1 pseudogene is annotated in these 297 nt (G+C 65.7%); it reads right to left on the reverse strand.

Annotated elements, in window-relative coordinates:
* Positions 1–289, reverse strand: a pseudogene (locus tag BRA62_RS05165) (DNA ligase); the annotation flags it as partial.
* Positions 290–297: the final 8 nt, after the last annotated feature.

Raw genomic sequence — 297 nt, forward strand, 5'->3', positions numbered from 1 at the left:
CGTCCTTGTGCGCCTGGATCCGTTCGCCGTCGTACTTCTCCTCGACGGCGATGACCGGGGAGCCGATCCGCTCGAGGATCTCCGATATCCGGGCGACCCGCTGGGTGAGCATCGGCCGGATGGGCTTATGAAGGGTGACGGTGATCGCCCGCACCCCGAAAAGGCCCTCCTCCCGGAGCGTCCGGGCCACGCGGCCGATATCGGAAGATATGTTGTAGGCGTGCTCGAGGGGCGGGCGCTGCGCTTTCGAGCCCCAAAAAAACTCCGCCAGCGCAACGAGTGTGGTCATGTCCCCGA

The sequence above is a fragment of the Methanoculleus sp. UBA208 genome (genome assembly GCF_002498065.1).
GTDB lineage: Archaea > Halobacteriota > Methanomicrobia > Methanomicrobiales > Methanoculleaceae > Methanoculleus.